The 17,686-nt window shown below is 65.7% G+C and carries 19 protein-coding genes; 11 read left to right on the forward strand and 8 right to left on the reverse strand.

Annotation, left to right across the window (positions count from 1 at the left end; translation table 11 throughout):
• Positions 1 to 140: 140 nt before the first annotated feature.
• From AXA74_RS01635 to AXA74_RS01645, 3 genes are all read right to left on the reverse strand, one after another.
• The gene (locus tag AXA74_RS01635) at positions 141 to 1,292 is read right to left on the reverse strand and encodes an aromatic ring-hydroxylating oxygenase subunit alpha (RefSeq protein WP_029579700.1); all 1,152 of its coding nucleotides are present in this window, start codon (positions 1,290 to 1,292) and stop codon (positions 141 to 143) included.
• Positions 1,293 to 1,431: 139 nt separating this feature from the next.
• Positions 1,432 to 2,436 (reverse strand): acyltransferase, encoded by a 1,005-nt coding sequence (locus AXA74_RS01640; RefSeq protein WP_032977619.1) that lies wholly within the window; start codon positions 2,434 to 2,436, stop codon positions 1,432 to 1,434.
• A 161-nt stretch (positions 2,437 to 2,597) separates the two neighbouring features.
• Entirely contained in the window at positions 2,598 to 3,569 is a 972-nt protein-coding gene (locus AXA74_RS01645; protein WP_032973535.1) for a Bug family tripartite tricarboxylate transporter substrate binding protein, read from the reverse strand.
• Positions 3,570 to 3,683: 114 nt separating this feature from the next.
• Here AXA74_RS01645 and AXA74_RS01650 point away from each other — a divergent pair, with 114 nt between their 5' ends.
• From AXA74_RS01650 to AXA74_RS01700, 11 genes are all read left to right on the forward strand, one after another.
• Positions 3,684 to 4,472, forward strand: a complete 789-nt coding sequence (locus tag AXA74_RS01650) for an IclR family transcriptional regulator (RefSeq protein ID WP_029579697.1) — start codon at positions 3,684 to 3,686, stop codon at positions 4,470 to 4,472.
• A gap of 74 nt (positions 4,473 to 4,546) precedes the next feature.
• Positions 4,547 to 4,783: an exodeoxyribonuclease VII small subunit gene (locus AXA74_RS01655; protein WP_048026637.1), complete on the forward strand. Its 237-nt coding sequence runs from the start codon at positions 4,547 to 4,549 to the stop codon at positions 4,781 to 4,783.
• A gap of 8 nt (positions 4,784 to 4,791) precedes the next feature.
• Complete coding sequence (locus AXA74_RS01660; RefSeq protein ID WP_029579695.1) at positions 4,792 to 5,703, forward strand: polyprenyl synthetase family protein; 912 nt, start codon at positions 4,792 to 4,794, stop codon at positions 5,701 to 5,703.
• 43 nt (positions 5,704 to 5,746) lie between these two features.
• Positions 5,747 to 7,618 carry a 1-deoxy-D-xylulose-5-phosphate synthase gene (dxs, locus tag AXA74_RS01665; protein ID WP_029579694.1) on the forward strand — a complete coding sequence of 624 codons (1,872 nt, stop codon included), beginning with the start codon at positions 5,747 to 5,749 and terminating at the stop codon, positions 7,616 to 7,618.
• Between the two features lie 155 nt (positions 7,619 to 7,773).
• Positions 7,774 to 8,571 carry a GTP cyclohydrolase FolE2 gene (gene folE2 / locus AXA74_RS01670; RefSeq protein ID WP_029579693.1) on the forward strand — a complete coding sequence of 266 codons (798 nt, stop codon included), beginning with the start codon at positions 7,774 to 7,776 and terminating at the stop codon, positions 8,569 to 8,571.
• 315 nt (positions 8,572 to 8,886) lie between these two features.
• A complete protein-coding gene (gene rpsF, locus AXA74_RS01675; RefSeq protein ID WP_029579692.1) occupies positions 8,887 to 9,261 on the forward strand; it encodes a 30S ribosomal protein S6 in 375 nt (124 codons plus the stop codon).
• A gap of 74 nt (positions 9,262 to 9,335) precedes the next feature.
• Positions 9,336 to 9,659: a primosomal replication protein N gene (gene priB, locus AXA74_RS01680; RefSeq protein ID WP_029579691.1), complete on the forward strand. Its 324-nt coding sequence runs from the start codon at positions 9,336 to 9,338 to the stop codon at positions 9,657 to 9,659.
• Between the two features lie 83 nt (positions 9,660 to 9,742).
• Complete coding sequence (gene rpsR, locus AXA74_RS01685; RefSeq protein ID WP_029579690.1) at positions 9,743 to 10,015, forward strand: 30S ribosomal protein S18; 273 nt, start codon at positions 9,743 to 9,745, stop codon at positions 10,013 to 10,015.
• A gap of 14 nt (positions 10,016 to 10,029) precedes the next feature.
• A complete protein-coding gene (gene rplI / locus AXA74_RS01690; RefSeq protein WP_029579689.1) occupies positions 10,030 to 10,485 on the forward strand; it encodes a 50S ribosomal protein L9 in 456 nt (151 codons plus the stop codon).
• Between the two features lie 113 nt (positions 10,486 to 10,598).
• Positions 10,599 to 11,435, forward strand: coding sequence for a BUD32 family EKC/KEOPS complex subunit (locus AXA74_RS01695; protein WP_032977623.1), 837 nt, complete (start codon positions 10,599 to 10,601; stop codon positions 11,433 to 11,435).
• Positions 11,432 to 12,805 (forward strand): replicative DNA helicase, encoded by a 1,374-nt coding sequence (locus tag AXA74_RS01700; protein WP_029579687.1) that lies wholly within the window; start codon positions 11,432 to 11,434, stop codon positions 12,803 to 12,805. The genes AXA74_RS01695 and AXA74_RS01700 overlap by 4 nt, the downstream gene beginning before the upstream one ends.
• A 60-nt stretch (positions 12,806 to 12,865) precedes the next feature.
• Here AXA74_RS01700 and AXA74_RS01705 read toward each other — a convergent pair whose 3' ends face one another.
• The 5 genes from AXA74_RS01705 to AXA74_RS01725 form a co-directional block, all read right to left on the reverse strand.
• Positions 12,866 to 13,825 (reverse strand): bile acid:sodium symporter family protein, encoded by a 960-nt coding sequence (locus AXA74_RS01705; RefSeq protein WP_029579686.1) that lies wholly within the window; start codon positions 13,823 to 13,825, stop codon positions 12,866 to 12,868.
• 87 nt (positions 13,826 to 13,912) lie between these two features.
• Positions 13,913 to 14,890, reverse strand: a complete 978-nt coding sequence (gene pdxA / locus AXA74_RS01710) for a 4-hydroxythreonine-4-phosphate dehydrogenase PdxA (protein ID WP_029579685.1) — start codon at positions 14,888 to 14,890, stop codon at positions 13,913 to 13,915.
• 128 nt (positions 14,891 to 15,018) lie between these two features.
• The gene (locus tag AXA74_RS01715) at positions 15,019 to 16,671 is read right to left on the reverse strand and encodes a PhoH family protein (RefSeq protein ID WP_029579684.1); all 1,653 of its coding nucleotides are present in this window, start codon (positions 16,669 to 16,671) and stop codon (positions 15,019 to 15,021) included.
• Positions 16,672 to 16,720: 49 nt separating this feature from the next.
• Complete coding sequence (locus AXA74_RS01720) at positions 16,721 to 17,185, reverse strand: peroxiredoxin (RefSeq protein ID WP_029579683.1); 465 nt, start codon at positions 17,183 to 17,185, stop codon at positions 16,721 to 16,723.
• Positions 17,182 to 17,643 carry an Mth938-like domain-containing protein gene (locus tag AXA74_RS01725; protein WP_029579682.1) on the reverse strand — a complete coding sequence of 154 codons (462 nt, stop codon included), beginning with the start codon at positions 17,641 to 17,643 and terminating at the stop codon, positions 17,182 to 17,184. Before AXA74_RS01725 ends, AXA74_RS01720 begins: the two co-directional genes overlap by 4 nt.
• Positions 17,644 to 17,686: the final 43 nt, after the last annotated feature.

The following is a 17,686-nucleotide window of genomic DNA, read 5'->3' on the forward strand; positions in this document are numbered from 1 at the left end:
CCGGTTGATCCGCGCGCCAGAAGGGAGGATCAGTAGACCAAAGGCTCTTGACCGTTTGATGACAGATATAAAAACCGTCTCGCCGGCCGGGCGGGCAGAAAAAAGCCCGGCCGAAGCCGGGCTGGTGGGGCGGGCAGGGATCAGCCGCCTTGCTCGTCCATGATGCGGCGGTACCATTCATGGAAGTGCTGCATGCCGTCTTCCATGGGGGACTGGTAGGGGCCGGCTTCGTTGACGCCGCGCTCCATCAGGGCTCGGCGGCCGGCGTCCATGCGTTCGGCGATTTCGTCATCCTCGACCGCCGTCTCCATATAGGCCGCGCGCTGCGCTTCGACGAATTCGCGCTCGAAGGCGACGATCTCCTCGGGATAGTAGAACTCGACCACGTTGACGGTTTCCTGTGGGCTCTTGGGGTAGAGCGTGGACAGGACCACGACGTGCGGGTAGAGCTCGATCATATGGGTCGGGAAGTAGGTGACCCACACGGCGCCGAAGTCGGGCGCCTGGCCGGCGCGGAAAGCCAGCAGGCGGTCGTGCCACTGGCGATAGACGTCCGAGCCCGGCTGGGCCAGCGCCTGGTGCACACCCACCTTTTGCAGGCTGTACCAGTCGTTGAACTCCCAGCTCAGGTCATCGCAGGTGACAAAGCGCCCCAGGCCGGGATGGAACGGCCCGACGTGGTAGTCCTCCAGATAGACCTCGATGAAGGTCTTCCAGTTGTAGTTGCACTGATGCACCTCGACGTGGTCGAGCACATAGTCGCCGAAGTCGAACTCGGGTCGCGCGAATAGCGGCGCCATGTCGGCGGCAGGGTCGCGCGGGCCTTCGAACAGCAGGCCATGGCAATCGCGCAGGCGAAAGCGCTGCAGATTCATGCAGGGCGTGGCATCGAACTGGGGGGCGCCCAGCAATTCGCCGCGATTGTTGTAGGTCCAGCGGTGCAGCGGGCAGACGATGTTGCCGCCGGTGCCTTGCAGGGAGCCGCTGGTGTTGACGTTGCCGCTGACGTTGCCGGTTTCGCCGCCCAGCATCAAGGCCTGGCGGTGGCGGCAGACATTTGAGATGAGTTCTACGCCGTTCTGGTTGCGAACCAGAACGCGCCCTCCGTTCTCCTGAACCAGGGTACGCCAATCCCCGATCTCGGGCACGAGCTTTTCGTGGCCGACATACAAGGAGGATTGCTTGAAAATGAGTTCTTGCTCGCGCGCAAAGCGGGCTTCGTCGAAATAGGCGCTTACCGGAAGCTGGGTGCGAGCTGGCACGACATGTGCCATCCGACCAATGTCGGTCATGATTCCCTCCGCTCGGATGAAAAAGCCAGGACGGGGGAAGGCATTCCTTGTTTAGCCCTCAGTCCGTGCTGGCGCGAAGAAAAATCGGACTGGCCGATCCCAAACGGAGAATTGTACCCCATCCCCAAGCCAGGGGGGATCAAACCAGCCGGCGCGTAAGTCGATGTTGCCGCAAGGCCCAGACCATGGCGGCCGACAGGCAGAACACCAGTATCGCCACCAGCGGCAGGCGCCAGGCCGCCCCGGTATCGCGGGCCGCCAGGCCGGCGCGTTGCGCCAGGTCCAGGAGCACCGGATGGACCAGGTAGACCCCGAAGGTCAGCGGGGCCAGCGCCGGCAGCCGGGGCAAGGCCGGCGTATCCACGAACCACTGGAAGGCCGCCAGCGACATCAGCGGCACGGTCAGGCTGAAGTAATCGTAGAAATACAGGTTCAGGGCCTGGGCGTTCGACAGCCAGGCCACACCGCCCGCCGTGAGGGCGATGCCGGCCAGCAGCAGCAGCCCGGGCCGCGGAATCCGCCACTCGCCCTCGAAAATCATGCGCCCGGCGATGAAGTACCCCAGGTAGGGCAGGAACCAGGTCAGGAAAAACCCCGGCGCCGCGTCCAAGGCCTGGCGATAGAGCGTATCCAGGATGGCCACGCCCAGGATGCCCACGACCCAGAGCTTGCGGCCGGCCACGCTGCTGCGCGCGTAGAGCAGCCGCACCACGGGCGCGAACAGATACAGGCCCACGATCATGTACAGATACCAGAGGTGATAGTAGGGCCGGCCCTCGGCCACTTTGCGCGGCCAGAAGGAAAAATCGAAATAGCCCGCGTCCCAGCGCGCCAGCGTCGTGGTCCACAGCAGGTAGAACAGGGTCCAGAAAACGAGCGGCGCCTGGATGCGCGCCAGGCGCCGCTGGTAGAACTCGCGCGGGGGCAGGCTGCGCCGCGGATCCAGCAGCAGGGCGCCGCTGATCATCACGAAAACGGGCACGCACCAGCGCACGGCCGAGTCATACAGGTTGGCGACCAGCCAGCCCTGGCTGGCATAGATGGCGGGATCGGATACGGTTTGCGCGGCGCTGTGCAGCATGACCACGGCGAAAGCGGCCAGCCAGCGCGCCGCGTCCAACCGTTCGAAACGGGCAGGGGACATGGCGCTCCGGTAGGGGTGAGGCGCCCGACGACGCCATTGTCATCACCTTATCAGCGCGTCCGTCCGTCCCTGTATCGACCGGTTAAGGGGTGTGTGCCGGGGTGAGCCGCCTGCCGGAGGCGGCCCGTGCGCCCGGAAGAGTTTGTTGCAAAAACAGGGCCTTATTGCAGGGCCACATTGGCCTGCTTGACCAGTTGCTGGATGATGGGCTGCTCGCTGGCGATCTGGGCCAGCAGTTCGTCGGCGCGGCCCGAGCGCGGGTCGATGCCCATGTCCAGCATCTTGGCGCGCACGGTTTCGTCCTTGAGCGTGTTCTGCAGGGCTTGCTGCAGGCGCGCCAGCACCTCGGGCGGCGTGCCCTTGGGCGCCACGAAGCTGAACCAGGCGCTCATGTCGAACTTGGGGTAGCCCTCTTCGGCCAGGGTGGGCAATTGCGCCTCGGAAGGCAGGCGAGTCTTGCTGGTGATGCCGAAGACATGGATCTTGCCCGCCTTGGCCTGCGGCATGCCGGTGGCCACCATGTCGAAGAAGATGTCCACGTCGCCGCTGATGAGCGCGGGCAGGGCCTGGGTCGCTCCCTTGAACGGCACGTGCAGGATGTCCACGCCCGCCTGCTCCTTGAATAGTTCGCCGGCCAGGTGCGAGGACGTGCCCGGGCCGAAGCTGGCGAAAGTCAGCTTGCCGGGATGCTGCTTGGCATAGGCCACCAGTTCGCCGGTGTTCTTGAAGGGCTGTTTCGGGCTGGACAACAGCACCAGGGGCCCGATGCCGACCATGCCGATGGGGGCGAAGCCATCGGGATCGTAGGGCAGGGATTTGTATAGGAAGCGGTTGGTGACCAGGGTGGAGTTGGTCGCCATCAGGATAGTGTAGCCGTCGGGCTGTTCGCGCGAGACATAGGCCGCGCCGATGGTGGTGCCCGCGCCGGCCTTGTTTTCGACGATCAGGCTTTGGTTCAGGTCCTTGCCCATGCGCTCGGCCAGGATGCGGGTCAGGACGTCGGTGGCGCCGCCGGCCGGGAAGGGCGAAATGACCTTGATGGGACGGCTGGGATAGGTGTCGGCCAGGGCTGGGGCGCAGGCGGCGCCGGCCAGCAGGGCGGCCAGGCAGAAATTGAAGGTGCGACGGAACATGATTTTTCCCTTGATACCAGAGGGCTTTCGCTTGAAGCCGGAATGTTATAAATTCCGATATACGGAATTTAATTTTGTAATTCGAAATTCAAATATAAAAACCCACGGCCCGAAATGCAACCAATTTCCGACACCTCAGGCCCGGCGCGGCGCAAACGGCAAGCCGGCGGGGCCGGGGCCGACTCGCCCGACTTCATCACCGCGCTGGCGCGCGGCCTGGATGTGCTGCGCTGTTTCCGGCTGGGGCCGCAAACCCTGGGCAACCAGGAGCTGGCCCGCCTGACCGGGTTGCCCAAGCCGACGATCAGCCGCATCACTTTCACGCTGACCGAGCTCGGTTATCTGCGGTATCACGCGGATACCGGCAAATACTCGCCCGGCCATGCCGCGCTGGCGCTGGGCTTCGGGCTGCTGGCCGGGCTGGCCATCCGCGATCTGGCCAAGGCCGACATGACCGCGCTGGCCGCGGAGACCGGCGCGGCCGTGGCGCTGGGCACGTTCGATGGCGACGCCATGGTCTATGTCGAAGCCATCCATGGTTCCTCGGCGCTCTACCTGCGCTTGCCCGTCGGTTATCGGGCCAGCCTGGACACGGCCATGGGCCGGGCCTATCTGGCGGCGCTGGAGGCGCCGGCACGCCAGACGCTGGCTGCTGGCGCGGGCATCGCGGCGCGGGTGGTGGACGAAGCGGTGCGCGACCGCGAGGCCACCGGCTGTTGCTTTGCCATCGGGCAATGGCAGTCCGGCATCAATGCCGCGGCCATCGCATTCAGCGCCTTGACCGGGGAGGGCCTGTTCGTGCTGAGCTGCGGCGGCCCGGCCGCCTTGCTGCCCGAGGCCGTGCTGCGCGAGCGCGTGGCCCCGGCCCTCAAACGGATCGCAGGACGGCTTAGCGGCGGCTGACGCGAGGCATTACGCTATCTCGTACAATTCAGGATTGCCCGATCAATCCTTCCCGCGCCGTCCCGGAGACCCGCTTGGCCTCATCACCTCTGCCCCAAGATTTCGAAACCGCCCTGGCCGAGCTGGAGGCCCTGGTGCAGGCCATGGAAAACGGCTCGCTGCCGCTGGAGCAGTCGCTGGCGGCCTACCGGCGCGGCGTGGAGCTCACCCGTATCTGCCAGGAACGGCTGTCGCAGGCCGAGCAGCAGGTCAAGGTGCTCGAAGGTGAATTGCTGCGCCCCTTGCAGCCGGGCGCCCTGGACGACGAATAGAGCCTCGGATGAAGCAACCCCATCTCGCCTGTGCCGATTGGCTGCGCGAACGCGCCGACCATATCGAGCAGGTACTCGAAGAACTGATGCCCGCGGCCGACGCTGCGCCCGCGCGCCTGCATGAGGCCATGCGCTATGCCGTCCTGGGCGGCGGCAAGCGTGTGCGCGCGGCCCTGGTCTATGCGGCCGGGCAGGCCTGCCCGGTCAATGGCAGCGTGCTGGCCATCGAGGCCTCCATGGACCGCGCGGCGGCCGCGGTCGAACTGATCCACGCCTACTCGCTGGTGCACGACGACCTGCCCTGCATGGACGATGACACGCTGCGCCGCGGCCGTCCGACCACGCATGTGCAATTCGACGAAGCCACGGCCATGCTGGCCGGCGACGCCTTGCAGCCCCTGGCTTTCGAACTGCTGGCCGGCATGCCCATCGCGCCCGCGCTCGTGGTCCAGGCCACCCAGGTGCTGGCCCGAGCGGCCGGCAGCCTGGGCATGGCGGGCGGCCAGGCCATTGACCTGCACAGCGTGGGCAAGACGCTCAGCCGCGACGAATTGCAGACCATGCACAGCATGAAGACCGGCGCCATGCTGGCCGCCAGCGTGACGCTGGGCGGCATCGTGGCCGGCGCCAGCTCGTCGGCGCGCCAGGCGCTGGACAGCTATGCCCAGGCCATGGGCCTGGCCTTCCAGGTCGTGGACGACATCCTGGATGTGACGGCCGACAGCGCCCGCCTGGGCAAGACGCCGGGCAAGGACGCCGTCGAGAACAAACCCACCTATGTGTCGCTCCTGGGCCTGGACCAGGCGCGCGAACTGGCCGAAGAGCTGCGCCGGGCCGCCCACTTGGCCTTGGGGCCCCTGGGCGACTCGGGCGCGCGGCTGGCCCAGCTCGCTGATTTCATTGTGCTACGCGATCGTTGAACACCGCGGCGCCGGATGGCGCGGATAACCACTCAAGCTTCAAATGACGACGACAGAACACCTGGACCGCATTCATTCGCCGGCCGACCTGCGCAAACTGGATTGGCGCGATCTCAAGCCCATCGCCGATGAGCTGCGGGCTTTCGTGCTGGAATCGGTCTCCAAGACGGGCGGTCACCTGTCGTCCAACCTGGGCACGGTCGAGCTCACGCTGGCCTTGCACTATGTCTTCGACACGCCTCATGACCGCATCGTCTGGGACGTGGGCCATCAATCCTATCCGCACAAAATCCTGACCGGCCGCCGCGAGGGCATGGCGCAGCTGCGCCAGCAGGGCGGCATCTCGGGCTTTCCCAAGCGCAGCGAATCCGAGTACGACGCCTTCGGCACGGCCCATTCCTCGACCTCGATCTCGGCGGCGCTGGGCATGGCCGTGGCCTCGCGCAATGCCGGCGTGGCGCGCCAGCACATCGCCGTGATCGGCGATGGCGCGATGTCGGCCGGCATGGCTTTCGAGGCCATGAACAACGCCGGCGTCACGCCCAATGTCAACCTGCTGGTGATCCTGAACGACAACGACATGTCGATCTCGCCGCCGGTCGGCGCCCTGAACCGCTACCTGGCGCGCCTGATGTCGGGCCGCTTCTATGCCGCGGCCAAGAACGTCGGCCGCGCGGTGCTGCAGCACGTGCCTCCGGTCCTCGAGCTGGCGCGCCGTCTCGAAGAGCACGCCAAGGGCATGATCACGCCAGCCACGCTGTTCGAAGAGTTCGGCTTCAACTATGTCGGCCCCATCGACGGCCACGACCTCGACGCCCTGGTGCCCACCCTGCAGAACCTCAAGGCCCTGCAGGGCCTGCAATTCCTGCATGTGGTCACGCGCAAGGGGCAGGGCTACAAACTGGCCGAGGCCGACCCGGTGCTGTATCACGGCCCCGGCAAGTTCGACCCGGCCGTGGGCATCCAGAAAGCCAAGACGCCCGCCAAGAAGACCTTCACCCAGGTGTTCGGCCAGTGGCTGTGCGACCAGGCGCAGGCCGACGTCCGGCTGGTGGGCATTACCCCGGCCATGCGCGAGGGCAGCGGCCTGGTCGAATTCGAAAAACGCTTCCCGACCCGCTATTTCGATGTCGGCATCGCCGAGCAGCATGCGGTCACCTTTGCCGCCGGCCTGGCCTGCGAGGGGCAGAAACCCGTGGTGGCGATCTACTCCACCTTTTTGCAGCGCGGCTACGACCAGCTGATCCACGACGTGGCGCTGCAGAACCTCGATGTTACCTTCGCCCTGGATCGCGCCGGGCTGGTGGGCGCCGACGGCGCCACCCATGCCGGCAACTACGACATCGCCTTCCTGCGCTGCGTGCCCAACATGGTGGTGGCCACGCCCTCCGACGAGAACGAAGCGCGCCTGTTGCTGTCGACCTGTTATGCCTATCCGGGGCCGGCCTCCGTGCGCTACCCGCGCGGCGCGGGCCGCGGCGCCGAGGTCGCCACGGGCTTGGACACCGTGCCGCTGGGCAAGGGCGTGGTGCGCCGCCGTGGCCGCAAGATCGCCATACTGGGCTTCGGCACCCTGGTGCCGGCCGCCCTGGCGGCGGCCGAAAAGCTGGATGCCACCGTGGCCGACATGCGTTTTGTCAAACCGCTGGACCGCGAATTGCTGCGCGAGCTGGCCGCCGGCCACGATGCGCTGGTCACGATCGAGGAGGCCGCGGTCATGGGCGGCGCGGGCAGCGCCGTGACCGAAGCCCTGAACGACATGGGGCTGACGCTGCCGGTTCTGCAGCTGGGCCTGCCCGACGAGTTCATCGATCACGGCGACCAGGCCGCGCTGCTGGCCGGCCTGGGCCTGGATGCCGTCGGCATCGAACGTTCGGTGCGCGAGCGCTTCAGCGCGCTGCTGCATTGCCAATGAGCCGGCGCTTTATTCCAGGCGGAACACTGCGTTTCGTCCGGTCCACACACGACTAAAAGGGTTTTCCCGGCCCGGGCCGGCAGTTTGGGCGATAATGCCCCTCCGGTTCTTAATTCCAGGGATGGCTGTATCCCATGCCCTGATAGGTAAGCGACATGAATTCCCCGATCGATCCCGCCATCGTGATGCCCGACGTCCAGAGCTCGGCGGACACGCGCCATATCCCGATTCAACGTGTGGGTATCCGCGGCGTGCGCCACCCGATGCTGGTCGTCGCTGGCGACGGCTCGTCCCAGCCCACGGTGGCCAACTGGACGCTGACGGTGGCGCTGCCCGCCGAAGAAAAGGGGACGCATATGTCCCGTTTCGTGGCGCTGCTGGAGCAGTACCGCAGCACGCCCATGACGCCCGCCCTGTTCGCGCAGATGGCGCGCGACATGCTGCCGCTGCTGCATGCCGAGCGTGGCGACCTGACCGCCTCCTTCCCGTATTTCATCAACAAGTCCGCCCCGGTCTCCGGCGTGCAGAGCCTGCTCGACTACGAAGTCACCTGGACGGCGCGCGCCGCCGGCGACCAGGTCGAGTTCGAGCTGCGCGTGCTGGTGCCGGTGACCAGCCTGTGCCCTTGTTCCAAGGCCATCTCCGAGTACGGCGCGCATAACCAGCGCTCGCACGTGACGGTCTCGGCCATCCTGGAGGGCGAGGTCGCCATGGATGCCATCATCCGCCTGGTCGAGGATGAAGGCTCCTGCGAGCTGTGGGGCCTGCTCAAGCGCCCGGACGAAAAATACGTCACCGAACGCGCCTACGACAATCCCAAGTTCGTCGAAGACCTGGTGCGCGATGTCGCCGCCCGCCTGAAGGCCCACCCCTCGGTGGCGCGCTTCTGTGTCGAAGCCGAGAACTTCGAGTCCATCCATAACCATTCGGCCTATGCCGTGGTCGAGGGCTGAGTCCCCGGGCGGTTGGTCCGGCCCTTTGCCGGGCCCGCTTGCTGCCCGGCGCTCGCGATAAAAAGGCGGCCGCGTGTTCCACGCGGCCGTTTCACTTTCCTGCAAGACCCGGGGTGCCGTCGGCCGTCCGGGGCCTATGTCCGTCCCCAAATACTGGCCCGCGCTGGGCGGCAGGCCCCGCCATGGGATGGCGCTTGCATCTGTCCGCTCCATGGGCGATAATCGAGAGCTTTCTTGCTCGCTCCATTTCGATGGCGGGCTGACCCTTCTGCGGGTTTACATGTTTCCCGCGAAGACATCCACAAGGAGTAATACATGCGCCACTACGAAGTAGTGTTCATCGTTCACCCCGATCAAAGCGAGCAAGTGCCCGCCATGGTCGAACGCTACCAATCGCTTGTCACCGGCCAGAACGGCTCGGTGCATCGCCTGGAAGACTGGGGTCGCCGCCAACTGGCCTACCCGATCCAGAAGCTGGTCAAGGCACACTATGTTTGCATGAACATCGAGTGCAACCAAGCCACCCTGGACGAGCTGGAGCATTCCTTCCGCTACAACGACGCCGTGCTGCGCCACCTGGTCATCAAGACCAAGAAGGCCCCTGCTGGCGCCTCGATCATGATGAAGTCGGTCGAGCGTGAAGAAGCCCGCAAGGCGTCGGCTGAAGCCGCCGCTGCCCAGGCTGAGTAAGAGTCGGTACAGAATCGCAGGGTCGGTTAGGCAGTAACCGGCAAGCGATACAAGCAGGCGACATCGCCCACCCCATGAATCAACTGCAACTCAGCGTCCGCGTTCTTGAATGCGAGCCGCTGCGCCATACTCCGGCAGGAGTGGCGGCCCTGGAAATGCTCCTGGGCCATGAGTCCGAAGTCACCGAGGCGGGACATCCGCGCCGGGTCGAGCTGACGATACACGCGGTTGCCCTGGGGGATCTGGCGCAGATGTTGGCAGGCATCGCACTGGGGACCGAGATGCAGGTGGAGGGCTTTCTGGCCCCGGCCCGCAAAGATTCGGTCAAGCTGAAGCTGCATTTGCAGCGCGCCCGTAAAACGGGCGGCAGCGCCGGGGTCGATCCCATGCTTGCTTGAGTCGCTTGGCCCCGGCCCGGCATAGATTACGGCGACAGGATCCATGGCTGGATCTGTCCCAAACAAACTAAGAGGCACATATCATGGCTTTCTTCGGAAAACGCAAAGAGAAACGCAAGTTCACCCAGCAGAACCCGCTGTTCAAGCGCCGCAAGTTCTGCCGCTTCACCGCTGCCGGTGTTGAAGAGATCGACTACAAGGATCTCGACACCCTGCGCGACTTCGTGCAAGAAAACGGCAAGATCATTCCGGCTCGTTTGACCGGCACCCGGGCAATCTACCAGCGCCAGCTGGACACCGCCATCAAGCGCGCGCGCTTCCTGGCCCTGTTGCCCTACACCGACAACCACAACTAATCCGGGGCAACGTCATGCAAGTTATCCTGCTCGAAAAAGTCGTCAACCTGGGCAACCTCGGTGAAGTCGTGCGTGTGCGTGATGGCTACGCCCGCAACTTCCTGATCCCCCAGAAGAAGGCCCGCCGCGCCACCGAAGCCGCTCTGCAAGAGTTCGAGGCCCGCCGCGCCGAACTGGAAAAGGCCCAGGCCGAGAAGCTGGCCGTCGCCCAGGCGCTGGGCGAGCGCCTCAACGGCTATCAGCTGAAGATCGTCCAGAAGGCCGGTGTCGATGGCCGCCTGTTCGGTTCGGTCACCAACGCCGACATCGCCGAAGGCCTGCGCGCCGCCGGCTTCGAGGGTGTTGAAAAGGGCCAGGTCCGCCTGCCCAACGGCCAGCTCAAGGCCGTCGGCGAGTACCCGGTCCAGGTCGCCCTGCACGCCGACGTGCTGGTCGATGTGACCATCCTCGTCGAAGGCGAGATGAACTGATCGGTCCGCCCGCATCGGTACGAAGAAAGCCGGCCTGGTGCCGGCTTTTTTCTTGATACGCTTTGATATCGTCCCCGCGGTCTTGCGCCGCCCCAGTCATCCCGAGGAATTGCGTGACACAGACGCCGTTACATCACAATGCGCCGCCCGGCCTGCGCGCCTGGCTGGAGGGCCCCGAGGCGGCGGCGGTGACATCGGTGAAGGAAGTCGTCGTCGATGGCGAGCGTTGCGTCGTCAAGCGGCGCGAACCTGGCCTGGGCCGCGGCATCAGCTACGTGCTGCGCTACCTGCGCGCGCTGATGCTGGCCATCGGCTGCAAGCTGGCCCTGGGCGAGTTTCCGCGCCCCAGTGTCCTGCTGCGCAACGGCCTGGCCTACGAGGCAGAACGCCTGCGGCGCCTGCTGCAGGCGGGTTGCCGCGTGCCCGAAGTGTGGTGGCAGCAGCCTGGCCTGGTGGTGCTGGAGCACGTGGGGGATGACCTGCCTTACTTTTTGCGCCGCGCCGATGATGCGCGTCGCCTGGAACTGATCCGCATGCTGGCCGCCGACCTGGCCGCCTTCCATCGGCGGGGGCTTTGGCATGGCGGCGCGCAGGTGCGCAATGTCACGCTGCGCGACGATGGCCAGCTCTGGCGCATCGATTTCGAGGAGAACATCGGCGCGGCCCTGTCCTTGCCGCTGGCCCAGGCCTACGATGTGTTCCAGACCTTGAGCTCGGTGGTGTCCTTGAGCAAAATACCGCGCGAACATGTCCCACTCATAGGTAAACTGATCCTAGAGACTTATTTTGAGGCCAATCCCGATCCGGCCGTGCGCGCCGCGCTCAAGCGCCTGGCCCGCCCGATCTGTGGCCTGGCCCGTATCCTCAAACCCCTGGGCGGCAAACTGCCGTGGCGCGATGTGCGCACCTTCTTCCAGGTCAGCGACACCCTGAGGTCAGTATTGCAATGAACACTCCCGCCGATTCCCAACTTGAATACCTGCGGGTCCCGCCGCATTCCATCGAGGCCGAGCAATCGGTGCTCGGCGGCCTGCTGCTGGACAACGGGGCCTGGGATCGCATCGCCGACGTGCTGGCCGAGGAAGACTTCTACCGGCATGATCACCGCCTGATCTGGCAGCACATCGCGCGCCTGATCGGGCTGGCGCGGCCGGCCGACGTCATCACGGTCAATGAATCCCTGGTGGTCGCCGGCAAATCCGAAGAAGTCGGCGGGCTGGCCTACCTCAACGCCCTGGCGCATAACACGCCGTCGGCGGCCAATATCCGCCGCTACGCCGAGATCGTGGCCGAGCGCGCCACCTTGCGCAAGCTGGTCACCATTGCCGATGAAATCTCGGCCGCCGCCATGAGCCCGCAGGGCAAGGAAGCGCGCCAGCTGCTTGACGAGGCCGAGTCCAAGGTCTTCAAGATCGCCCAGGAGGGCGCGCGCGGCTCCGGCGGCTTCCAGGAGATCCAGCCCCTGCTCACCCAGGTGGTCGAACGCATCGACGAGCTCTACCACCGCGATACCGAATCGGATGTGACCGGGGTGCCCACGGGCTTTACCGACCTGGACAAGATGACCTCCGGCCTGCAACCGGGCGACCTGGTCATCGTGGCCGGCCGTCCGTCCATGGGCAAGACCTCGTTCTCGATGAATATCGGCGAACACGTCGCCATCGAGCAGGGCCTGCCCGTGGCGGTGTTCTCCATGGAAATGGGCGCGGTGCAGCTGGCCATGCGTATGCTGGGTTCGGTTGGCATGCTGGATCAGCACCGCATGCGCACCGGCAAGCTCATCGCCGATGACTGGCCGCGCGTCACCCATGCCGTGCAGCTCATGCAGGACGCCCAGGTCTATATCGACGAAACCCCGGCGCTGTCGGCCATGGAAGTCCGGGCCCGGGCCCGGCGCCTGGCACGCCAATGCGGCCAGCTCGGCCTGATCATCATCGACTATATCCAGCTGATGTCGGCCAGTTCGGCGGGCGAAAACCGCGCGACCGAGGTGTCGGAAATCAGCCGCTCGCTCAAGGGCCTGGCCAAGGAGCTGAACTGCCCCCTGATCGCCTTGTCGCAGCTCAACCGCAGCCTGGAGCAGCGTCCTAACAAGCGGCCTGTGATGAGCGATCTGCGCGAATCCGGCGCCATCGAACAGGACGCCGACGTGATTCTTTTCATCTACCGCGACGAGGTCTACAACCCTGATTCGCCCGACAAGGGCACGGCCGAGATCATCATCGGCAAGCAGCGTAACGGCCCCATCGGCACGGTGCGCCTGACTTTCCAGGGCATGAGCACGCGCTTTCTCAATTTCACCGCCGCGCCGCAATACTGAGGCGCGGCCGACAAAAAAAAGCCCAGGCCATGGCCTGGGCTTTTTCATGGGCCACGCGCCTTATTCTTCGGGGCGGCGCGCATAGCGGGCGGCCAGCACCGCGCAGACCATGAGCTGGATCTGGTGAAACAGCATCAGCGGCAGCACGATGGCGCCCACGGCCTGGCCGGCAAAGATCACCTGGGCCATGGGGATGCCGCTGGCCAGGCTCTTCTTCGAGCCGCAGAACAGCAGCGTGATGCGGTCTTCGAGATTGAACTTGAACACCTTGCCCAGCAGCTGCGAGGCGCCCAGGGCCAGCGCCAGGATGAGGCAGCAGGCCACGACCAGGCCGAGCAGCGCGGGCACCGGCGTGTTGCGCCACAGCCCTTCGTTGACCGCCTCGGAAAAGGCGGTATAGACCACCAGAAGGATGGAGCCTTGGTCGACCCACTTGAGCATGGACTTGCGCTTGTGCACCCAGGCGCCTATCCAGGGGCGCAGCAGCTGGCCCAGCACAAAGGGCAGCAGCAGCTGCAGCATGATCTTGCCCACCGCGTCAAAGGAGATGGGGGCCGCGGCCGCGCTGGCCACGACAGTGCCCACCAGCAGCGGCGTGAGGAAAATGCCCAACAGGCTGGAGGCCGAGGCGCTGCACACGGCGGCGGGGACGTTGCCGCGCGCCATCGAGGTGAAGGCAATGGCCGATTGCACCGTGGCCGGCAGACAGCACAGAAACAGGATGCCCAGGTAGAGCTCGGGGGTGACCAGCGGTTCGAGCACCGGCTTCAGGATCACGCCCAGCAAGGGAAAGACCAGGAAGGTCGCCGAGAAAATCGTCAGGTGCAGACGCCAGTGCGTGATGCCCGCGACGATGGCATCGCGCGACAGGCGGGCGCCATGGAGAAAAAAGAGCAGGGCGACTGCAATGTTGGTGATCCACCCGAAAATCTCGATACCCTGGCCATGAGCGGGCAGAAGACTTGCAATGATGACGGTCGTGATCAGCAGCAGCGTAAAGCGATCGGGCAGGAAGCGCATAGATAGGATAGAGGTGGAAACAGGACAGCGCGGCTATTGTAGTCGGACTGGATCCAGTTTTCCCGCCGCCCCGCGGTCAGCGTCCCGTCAGCCGGGCGTCATCGCCAGCGCCAGGTCGAAGGCCACGAGCAGCGAGCTGGCGTCGGCCACCCCTTGGCCGGCGATATCGAAGGCCGTGCCGTGATCGACGCTGGTGCGCACGAAAGGCAGGCCCACCGTCACGTTCACCCCGTGGTCGATGCCCAGGTATTTGACCGGGATCAGCCCCTGGTCGTGATACTGCGCCACGACGATATCGAACTCGCCGCGCCGCGCGCGCATGAAGATGGTGTCGCCCGGCCAGGGGCCGCTGGCGTCGATGCCCTCGGCGCGCGCATCGGCGATGGCCGGGGCGATCGCCTCGATGTCCTCGCGGCCGAACTTGCCGTCTTCGCCGGCGTGCGGATTCAGGCCCGCCACGGCGACGCGCGGCCGGGCGATGCCCATCTGGCGACAGGCGCGCTCGGCCAGCCGGATGGCGCGCAACTCGGCCTGGCGCGTGATGCGCGCCGGCACGTCGGCCAGCGCCATGTGGATGGTCACCAGCAGCACGCGCAGTTCATCGTTGGCCAGCATCATGGCGTAGTGCTCGGTGCCCGAGCGCTCGGCCAGGATTTCGGTATGGCCGGGCTGGTCGATGCCGGCAAGGTGCATGGAGTGCTTGTTCAGCGGCGCGGTGACGATGGCGCGGATCTCGCCGGCCATGGCGGCATCGATGGCCCGGCAGAGATAGTCATAGGCGCCCTGGCCGGCCTCGGCGCTGACGCGGCCCAGGGGCAGGCTGGCGGGCAGGGCCGCGCCGGCCTGCACCACTTCGATGACATCGGCCCGGCCGCTGGCTTCGCGCGGCGAGGCGATGCGGCGCACGTCCAGGCGCGCGCCCAGCTGCCGCACGGCGCGCTGCAGCGCGCCCGTGTCGCCGAACACGATGGCGGGCGCCTTCAGTCCGTGGGCAAAGGCTTTGACGATGATTTCCGGGCCGATGCCGGCGGCATCGCCCAGGGTGAAGCCGACAGGGGTGTTCATGAGTCAGGTGCGAAGAGAACGGCCAGGCCTTCATGCTACACCCCGGCGCGGCGCGAGGGTGCCGCGCAAGGCGCCGCGCAAGAAAAAAGCCCCGCGCGAGGCGGGGACGGGATGGGATGCGGCGGCGGTCAGAGCACGTCGCCGGCGTAATCGGCCAGCCGCGAGCGCTCGCCGCGCTGCAGCGTGACGTGACCCGCATGCGGCCAGCCCTTGAAGCGGTCGACCACGAAGGTCAGGCCGGAACTGCCCTCGGTGAGGTAGGGCGTGTCGATCTGGGCGATATTGCCCAGGCAGACCACCTTGGTGCCGGGGCCGGCGCGAGTGACCAGCGTCTTCATCTGCTTGGGCGTGAGGTTCTGCGCCTCGTCGATGATGAGGTATTTGTTCAGGAAGGTGCGTCCGCGCATGAAATTGAGCGACTTGACCTTGATCCGGGAGCGGATGAGGTCCATGGTCGCCGCGCGGCCCCAATCGCCGCTGCCTTCGCCGTCGCCCATGTTGAGCACGTCGAGGTTGTCCTCCAACGCGCCCATCCAGGGCAACATTTTTTCTTCTTCCGTGCCGGGCAGAAAGCCGATGTCCTCGCCCACCGGAACCGTGACCCGGGTCATGATGATTTCGGTGTAGCGTTTGGTCTCCAGCACCTGGGTGATGCCGGCGGCCAGCGCCAGAAGCGTCTTGCCGGTACCGGCCTGCCCGAGCAGCGACACGAAGTCGCATTCCGGGTTCATCAGCAGGTTGAGGGCGAAGTTCTGCTCGCGGTTGCGCGCCGTGATCCCCCAGACATTGTTCTTGCCATGGGTGTAGTCGCGCAGCGTGGCCAGGACGGCCGTCTTGCCGCTGACTTCGCGCACCTGCGCGTACAGCGGCATCTGGCCTTCGAAGTACACGAACTGGTTGACGACGAACTGCGAGCACAGGGGACCGCGGATGCGGTAGAAGGTCGTGCCCCCCTGTTGCCAGGACTCGACATCCTTGCCATGGCGGTTCCAGAAGTCCTCGGGCAAGGGCATCACGCCCGAGTACATCAGGTCGGTGTCTTCGAGGACGTGGTCGTTGTAGTAGTCCTCGGCCGCCAGGCCCAGCGCCCGCGCCTTCAGGCGCATGTTGATGTCCTTGGACACCAGCACGACCTCGCGCTGCGGGTACTTTTCGGCCAGGGCGCGCACCACGCCCAGGATCTGGTTGTCGGCCTTGCCCATGGGCAGGTCCGAGGGCAGGGTGCTGTGGATGGCGGTGGTCTGCAACAGCAGCCGGCCGGTGGCTTCCTTGTTGCCGAGCTTGCTCAGGGCTATGCCCGCGTCGAGCTGCGTCGTGTCCTGCACCAGGGAATCCAGCGAACGGCTGACCTGGCGCGCGTTGCGCGCCACTTCAGACATGCCTTTCTTCTGATGGTCCAACTCTTCCAGCGTCATCATCGGCAGGAAGATGTCGTGCTCCTCAAAGCGAAACAGCGAGGACGGATCGTGCAGCAGGACATTGGTGTCCAGCACGAAAAGCTTGCTGGCGCTGTCGGCGCCGGACTTGCCGGCACGCTTGCCGGCGGTCTTGGCCGCGCGCGGCTGCGGCGCGGGTTTGCCGGCCGGCGCGGGCTTGCCGGGCGCCACGGGCGCCTTGGCCTGCGGGGCGCGGGCGATCACGGCGGGCTTGATCCCGTCGAGTTCCGGCTGCACCGGAGCGATGTCGTCCTCGTCGTCCCTGGCGGCCCGGGCCGTGGCGGCCTCGCCGGTGGGAAAGCTGAGGATGGCTGCCGGTCGGGTAGGCATCTTCGGAAGCGGCATAAGGGTGGGTCTCCTGTGTAAGCCGGTACCTGTAACGGTTGCCCGAAGGTCAACCGATGCTTTTTGCGGCCTGGAGCACTTCCTTGGCGTGGCCGGGCACCTTCACCCCGCGCCACTCCTGCACCAGGACACCATAGGCATCGATGAGAAAGGTGCTGCGTTCGATGCCGCGCACCTGTTTGCCATACATATTCTTCTGCTTGATGACACCGTACAGATTGCACACGGTTTCGTCGGCGTCGGAGATGAGAGGGAAAGGAAGCTCGTGCTTGGTCTTGAAGTTCTCGTGCGACTTGATCGAGTCGCGCGAAATACCGATCACGACGGCGCTGGCGGCCAGGAAGTCGGCGTGCAGGTCGCGGAAGTCCTGGCTTTCGGTGGTGCAGCCCGGCGTGTTGTCCTTGGGATAGAAATACAGGATCACCGCGCGGCCCTGGCATTGCTCGAGACTGATCGGGCCGATGGTGCTTTCCGCCGTGAACTGGGGGGCGGGCTTGCCGATGATGGCGGTCATGCGGGGGGATCTCCGTCGGTGGGCAGAAGGGCGACGACCACGCGCCGGCCCTCGGCCATCAAAATGTTGTAGGTTCTCGCGGCGGCCTGGGTATCCATGACCTCGACGCCAACGCCGGCCATCAATAAGGGACGTAGCACATCCGGGGGCAGCAGGCGTTGCCTGAGCCCAGTGCCGACGATCAGGACTTCCGGCGTGTCGGCCGAACGCTGCAGGGCGGGAGATTCGGGCTCGTCCAGGAAGGCCAGCGGGTCGCGCTTGGCGGCCACCAGGCCGGCGGCCTGCTGCAGATGGGCGGAAGAGATGTCGGCCGGTGCTCGCACGGGCCATTCGGTGACGTCGCCTTCGGGGCCGAAGGCGACCGCGTGGGAAAATCTAACCTGGTTGACCTCAATGTAGCCTTCGCCGTAGGCGGTGACGGTATTGAGGGCCGTCGCAGGATCGGTATGCAGCTTCAATAAACACTCCGGCTATACACGTCCGATGATAGCGCATCGGACT

Origin of the sequence: Bordetella hinzii LMG 13501, from assembly GCF_001548475.1 — a bacterium.
GTDB classification, from domain to species: Bacteria; Pseudomonadota; Gammaproteobacteria; order Burkholderiales; family Burkholderiaceae_B; genus Bordetella; species Bordetella hinzii.